Annotated in this window: 7 protein-coding genes; 5 read left to right on the forward strand and 2 right to left on the reverse strand. The window is 36.1% G+C overall.

The features are described from left to right. Positions 1-77: 77 nt before the first annotated feature. Positions 78-1613, forward strand: a complete 1536-nt coding sequence (locus tag N3F66_14430) for a methyl-accepting chemotaxis protein (protein MCX8125341.1) — start codon at positions 78-80, stop codon at positions 1611-1613. Here N3F66_14430 and N3F66_14435 read toward each other — a convergent pair whose 3' ends face one another. Then, a complete protein-coding gene (locus N3F66_14435) occupies positions 1614-2021 on the reverse strand; it encodes a bacteriohemerythrin (protein MCX8125342.1) in 408 nt (135 codons plus the stop codon). A 75-nt stretch (positions 2022-2096) separates the two neighbouring features. Continuing rightward, entirely contained in the window at positions 2097-2594 is a 498-nt protein-coding gene (locus N3F66_14440) for a thioredoxin fold domain-containing protein (GenBank protein MCX8125343.1), read from the reverse strand. Positions 2595-2865: 271 nt separating this feature from the next. Here N3F66_14440 and N3F66_14445 point away from each other — a divergent pair, with 271 nt between their 5' ends. The 4 genes from N3F66_14445 to N3F66_14460 form a co-directional block, all read left to right on the forward strand. Next, a complete protein-coding gene (locus N3F66_14445) occupies positions 2866-3273 on the forward strand; it encodes a DUF3795 domain-containing protein (protein MCX8125344.1) in 408 nt (135 codons plus the stop codon). Between the two features lie 3 nt (positions 3274-3276). Continuing rightward, a complete protein-coding gene (locus N3F66_14450; GenBank protein MCX8125345.1) occupies positions 3277-4026 on the forward strand; it encodes a hypothetical protein in 750 nt (249 codons plus the stop codon). A 4-nt stretch (positions 4027-4030) separates the two neighbouring features. Further along, entirely contained in the window at positions 4031-4819 is a 789-nt protein-coding gene (locus N3F66_14455; protein ID MCX8125346.1) for a 1,4-dihydroxy-6-naphthoate synthase, read from the forward strand. Then, positions 4801-5347, forward strand: a 547-nt coding sequence (locus N3F66_14460; protein ID MCX8125347.1) for a hypothetical protein, incomplete at its 3' end; no start/stop codon positions are given. The genes N3F66_14455 and N3F66_14460, both read left to right, overlap by 19 nt.

Consider the following 5347-nt stretch of genomic DNA (forward strand, 5'->3'; position numbering starts at 1 on the left):
TATGTTGACAGTTTAATAACCATATACAACAATGACTTAAAAGTGAATTATTATTCATTTATTAGGTGGTGACTATTATGGAAAATAATACTACCCGCATAGAATTGTTTAATGAAATTATCTATAACAATCATAAACGACTTTTCAAAGCATTTACCAGTATTACCGTGTTAGCATTACTTGCTACATTTATTATCCTTGTTACCGGTACGGGTTCACATTATTTATCAGTTACCCAAATTATATTCACAGGATTGTTAATAGCTATAATACTAGGATGTGGTTTCCTTGTAGTTTATAGATATCGCCATGCATGGTTTTCTCCCTATTTATCAATATTTATAGTAATGTTTTCACTATTTGTTTTTCAATATTTTATTTATGGTTCTAAAGAATTATTTGCAGCACATTATATTGTTCTTGCTTTATCTGTATTTTATTTTGATACAAAAGTAGCAATTTTTTCATTTATCATTGTCGTAATATCACAGATATGCTTATTTTCATTACGACCCCAACTTATTCCAGAAGGCCCTGTAGGTAGCGTTATTGGCGTTCGCTTTTTAATTTACTTATGGGTTGGAATATCTGCAGTGTTTGGCACAAAGGCAACCCGTGCACTTCTGGAGCTTGCATTGGATAAGGCTGATGAAGCCAGCACTAAACATGAACGCATCAGCGTAATAGCACAAAACGTTGAACATTCAGTTGGCGTTTTGAATGAAAAATCACTTGAGCAGGCAACTGTTGTGGATACCATCAATGAACTTGCCAGCAAACAAGCAGCATCACTTGAGGAAATTTCAGCATCTGTTGAAGAGCTTACAAGCAATGCTGAAAATATAAGTAACACTGCCCGCTCACTGTATCAGGAGATGCAGATTGCCAATGAATCAGTAAATGATCTAAAAAAAGTATTTGAAGAAATTACAAAAAGCGCAGGCACAATTGCTAAATCAATAGAAAATATTACTTCGCTTTCCAACGATTCAATAAAGAAAATGGATGATACACTGACACAATTCCAGGACCTCATTACATTTAGTAATAATATGTCATCATTTGTGGAAGTTATAAACCAGATAGCAGATCAGGTTAACCTGCTTTCACTTAACGCATCAATAGAAGCAGCTAGAGCAGGAGATGCGGGAAGAGGTTTTGCAGTTGTTGCTGACGAAATATCAAAATTAGCAGACGCCACTGCACAAAACGCTTCACAGATTGCAAAAATTATTGAACAGACACAGAGTCTCATGCGCACAAGCAACACAAGTATAACCGATACATCACAGTTTTTATCTAAACTAAACGAAGAAATACGCACAATTATGCAGGAGATATCTCACACCAATGCACTGATACAGGATGTAAATGTATCTATAAAAGCTATCGCCAATTTAAATACACAGATTTATAATGCAATTGAAACAATTGAAACATCAACAAGCGAACAGCGCATTGCAAATGAAGAAGCATCAAAGACTATAGTCTATGTATCTGAATCTGCACAAAATCTTACTGATATTGTGAACACTGTGTCAAATGTAGCATCGTCAATAAAAGATATTGCCCAAAATTTGTATATACTTGTACAGGCTATGACAAAGGCATAATTATTCAATATTTTTTGCCACAAAGAACTCTTTATATTTTTTATCACTTCCCAGAATATGTTTGGTGAGCCAGTCTTTTAAAAAGTTCATCAACTCTAAAGAAAAAGAAGCTTTGCCTTGCTGGTATCGGTTTAAAAAGTCCATTACCTGATTGGTTAACGCTTCATGTTCCTGTCGGTGTTTTTCATATTCAGGATATCCATAGAGTTGCATATAATCTTCTTCATGGGTAAAATGAATTTTTGTATAATTGGCAAGGCTGCGTAAAATTTCTTCCATGGTTTTTTTGGCGCTGCCTGATTGCAATGCATGATTGAGTTTATTTACCAGTGCTATAAGCTGTTTATGCTCTTCATCAAACACTTTAACGCCAACACTTAAATGCTCCCCCCATTCAATAAATTCCATAACGCCCCCTATTGATTACAGTCTTTTAGTTACATACATTCATGAAATCCTAAGTACATTCTGTAAGCATACCTTTTACTTAGCGCAATTTTTTTGTTGCATATACTCCTGAAATGACACTTTCTTTTTATAGCATTCATCTTTCATATAATCAAGCAATGACAAAAAAATATCAGCTTTAATATAACCTGGAATGCGCGTTACAAGCTTTCCTTCTTTGTCCATAAATACAAGTGTAGGCAGGCCTTCTACTCCGCAATACGCTGCAAATTCCTGAGCAGTATAGGTTTTATTTTCAAACTGTATAGTCTGGTTTTTTTCTACATCTATCCTGATAGCTATATAATCACGGTTTAATTTTTGTTCTACTTTTGGATTGGCAAATGTTTCTTTATCCATTGTTTTACACCATATACACCAGTCAGCATAAAAATCAATGACTGCGGGTTTCTTTGTATTTTTTACAACAGTATACCCTGAATTAAAATCATACCACTTTATCTGGCTGTAAAGCCCATAGGCACTCACAAGAACCAAGAAGATTGCTAAAATTACATTAATTTGTTTTTTCATTTGTTACATCCTTCTAAAAAATTTTAAAGTATTCATTTTCTCTATCCACCCTTCTTCCTTTTACAATAAAGGAGTATTGGGCAGGTATTTCATTGTATGCACATCATGACTTGAGTCAACGACAACTACAAAAATTCAATTAACAGTAACTATCGCCAGCAAAAAAATATAAGTATTACAGATTATGCTTAAATAATTGTAGCAATTTTTTTGTAAACACTAAAAAAAATGATACTCTTTTATTAATAAAAAAAATCAGGCAATGTAACGTATGAATGAAAAACTGTTGGCTTCGCCCTGTGGTATTTTTTGTGCTGCATGTCCCCGGTTTTACAAGTTTGGGATTTGCAAAGGCTGCAGGGCTGATACATTCCATGATTCATGCGAAATCTATGATTGCTGTGTCCGCATAGGCGGGATGCAATTTTGCTTTGAATGCGACCTTTTCCCTTGCCAACGGCTGGATAATTTCAGCAAATATCATCCTGGCAAAAATTTTGCCCATTATCGCCATATAGTAATTGATAATCTTGTAAAAATTAAAGAAATTGGTGTTGATAAGTGGTATACCATGATGAACCAGTTGTTCATGGAAGGCCACTATGGCATTCAGCAAAGAAAATCAGACGGTTCATTTGACACATCGCCCTGCCCATGTTGTAAATCAACTAAAGAATAGAAAATGCTTGACATAACACCGTTTAGTTCTTATTATATCGATATCGTAACAAAAAAGGCACTTCTTATGACTATTGATGAAGCAATAGAACAAAATAAACCTATAATCATCAAGGCATATTCGGTAACCGAATCAATTGAATATTATATAAAGCTTGTTTTGTCAAAAATTTTACACAAGCACAATTGCGATGTACTCCTTATCCCGTTATATACTGCAGTAAAAGAACTTGTAGTAAATGCTGTGAAAGCAAATCAAAAATTTATCTATTTTGAGGGTAAAAAATCATACGAATCAATTTTTTTTGATAGTGAAAAAGCTCTGCAATTATTTAGACTTGAGATGACACGAAGCGATGCCCGATACCTTGACACACTTGCACGAAAAAATAACCTTTACGCGTTGACAACTATTACAGTCATTGATAAAAAGCTATGTATTGATGTAGAAAACCCAACTCCAATGAATGAAACCGAGCGTGATGCAGTTGCAAAAAAATTAAAAATAGCTCAGCAATGTGAAGATATTACTGATTACTTCATTCAGGCTCAGGATGATGACTATAAAGAAGGAGCTGGACTTGGCCTTGTTCTTATCACTATGATGCTCAAAGGCATGGGGCTTACACAATCCAATTTTATTATTGACTCTGATTTTGAAAAAACAATAGCTTCAATCATTGTGCCATTGACTCAGACAACATTGCAAGAATACCAAAAACGCATTACCGAAACTACTCCAAAGATTGCCTGACAACATGCTATCGCTTGCTTTTTCATCATGTCCAAACGATACCTTTATATTCCACGCCCTTGTTCATAAATTAATTGATACACGTGGTCTTGAATTTAATGTGTATATTGATGATGTTGAAACACTCAATCACGCAGCACTCAACCAACAATACGACATTACTAAACTTTCATTTCACGGATTTTTATACGCACAAAAGGATTATGAGCTTTTAGATGCCGGAGCAGCGCTTGGATTTGGATGTGGCCCGCTGGTGGTTATTAAAAAAGGCCTTAAAGATATAATAAACGCAACAGTAGCAACACCAGGTCAGTACACTACCGCACACCTTTTGTTCAGGTTGCGTTTTGGTTCACTGAATGACATTATTCATGTGAGATTTGATGAAATCCTGCCAGGCATTGATAGCGGACGTTTTGATGCAGGAGTTATCATCCACGAAGGCCGTTTTATCTACCATAATTATAATTGCGATGTGCTTATTGATCTTGGCAAATGGTGGGAAGATATAACGGGGCTACCCATTCCACTGGGGTGTATTGCAATCCACAAACGCCATTCTTCCCTTAAACCAGTAATGGAAGAGCTTATCCGCAATTCAATTCAGTATGCCTGGAATAATCCACATGCATCAAGAGAATATATACGCTCACTGGCACAGGAGCTTGACAACACAGTACTGCAGCAGCATATTGATCTTTATGTCAATGATTATAGCATCTCACTGAAAGATACAGGAATGAAAGCATTACAAACTTTAAAGGAAATGGCACAATGTCAAAACCTGCTGTAGTAATGCAATTTGCAACCCAGATTGAAGCACAACCGTATATTGAAATATTACAGCTTGTGCAATGTAAGCAAAAGCCTTTTTTACTTTATGGTGGCGATAGCTCCTTATATTTAATCATTGGCGGCATAGGGGTCACTTCTGCTGCCATTGCCACCACCTACGTATTTACTACGCTGAACGCTGAAATTATACTTAACATTGGAGCTGCAGGTGCACTTACGCCCGACCTTACACCAGGTACTATCATCACCGTAAGTAAAGTATATGATACCACACGTTGCCACTTTACCACACAAAACCCTTTTGCCTATGCTCTGACCCCACTACCACAGTTGACAGCACACACATGTATAAGCGTATCCATTCCATTGCGCACCCCACAAGAACGTGCACAGTACAGCACTATTGCAAGTATTGTTGATATGGAACTGGCGGGTATTGCACTTGCAGCAAAGAAATTTTCAAAAACATGCTACTGTGTAAAGTATATTAGCGATACCAGTGAGCATACCACCCATGAAGATATAG

This window comes from Spirochaetota bacterium (assembly GCA_026414805.1).
Classification (GTDB): Bacteria; Spirochaetota; UBA4802; order UBA4802; family UB4802; genus UBA4802.

Coding starts and splice junctions, on each gene's coding strand:
- N3F66_14450 (MCX8125345.1), top strand. CDS start 3,277: ATGCTTGACATAACACCGTTTAGTTCTTATTATATCGATATCGTAACA.
- N3F66_14455 (MCX8125346.1), top strand. CDS start 4,031: ATGCTATCGCTTGCTTTTTCATCATGTCCAAACGATACCTTTATATTC.
- N3F66_14435 (MCX8125342.1), bottom strand. CDS start 2,021: ATGGAATTTATTGAATGGGGGGAGCATTTAAGTGTTGGCGTTAAAGTG.
- N3F66_14430 (MCX8125341.1), top strand. CDS start 78: ATGGAAAATAATACTACCCGCATAGAATTGTTTAATGAAATTATCTAT.
- N3F66_14440 (MCX8125343.1), bottom strand. CDS start 2,594: ATGAAAAAACAAATTAATGTAATTTTAGCAATCTTCTTGGTTCTTGTG.
- N3F66_14445 (MCX8125344.1), top strand. CDS start 2,866: ATGAATGAAAAACTGTTGGCTTCGCCCTGTGGTATTTTTTGTGCTGCA.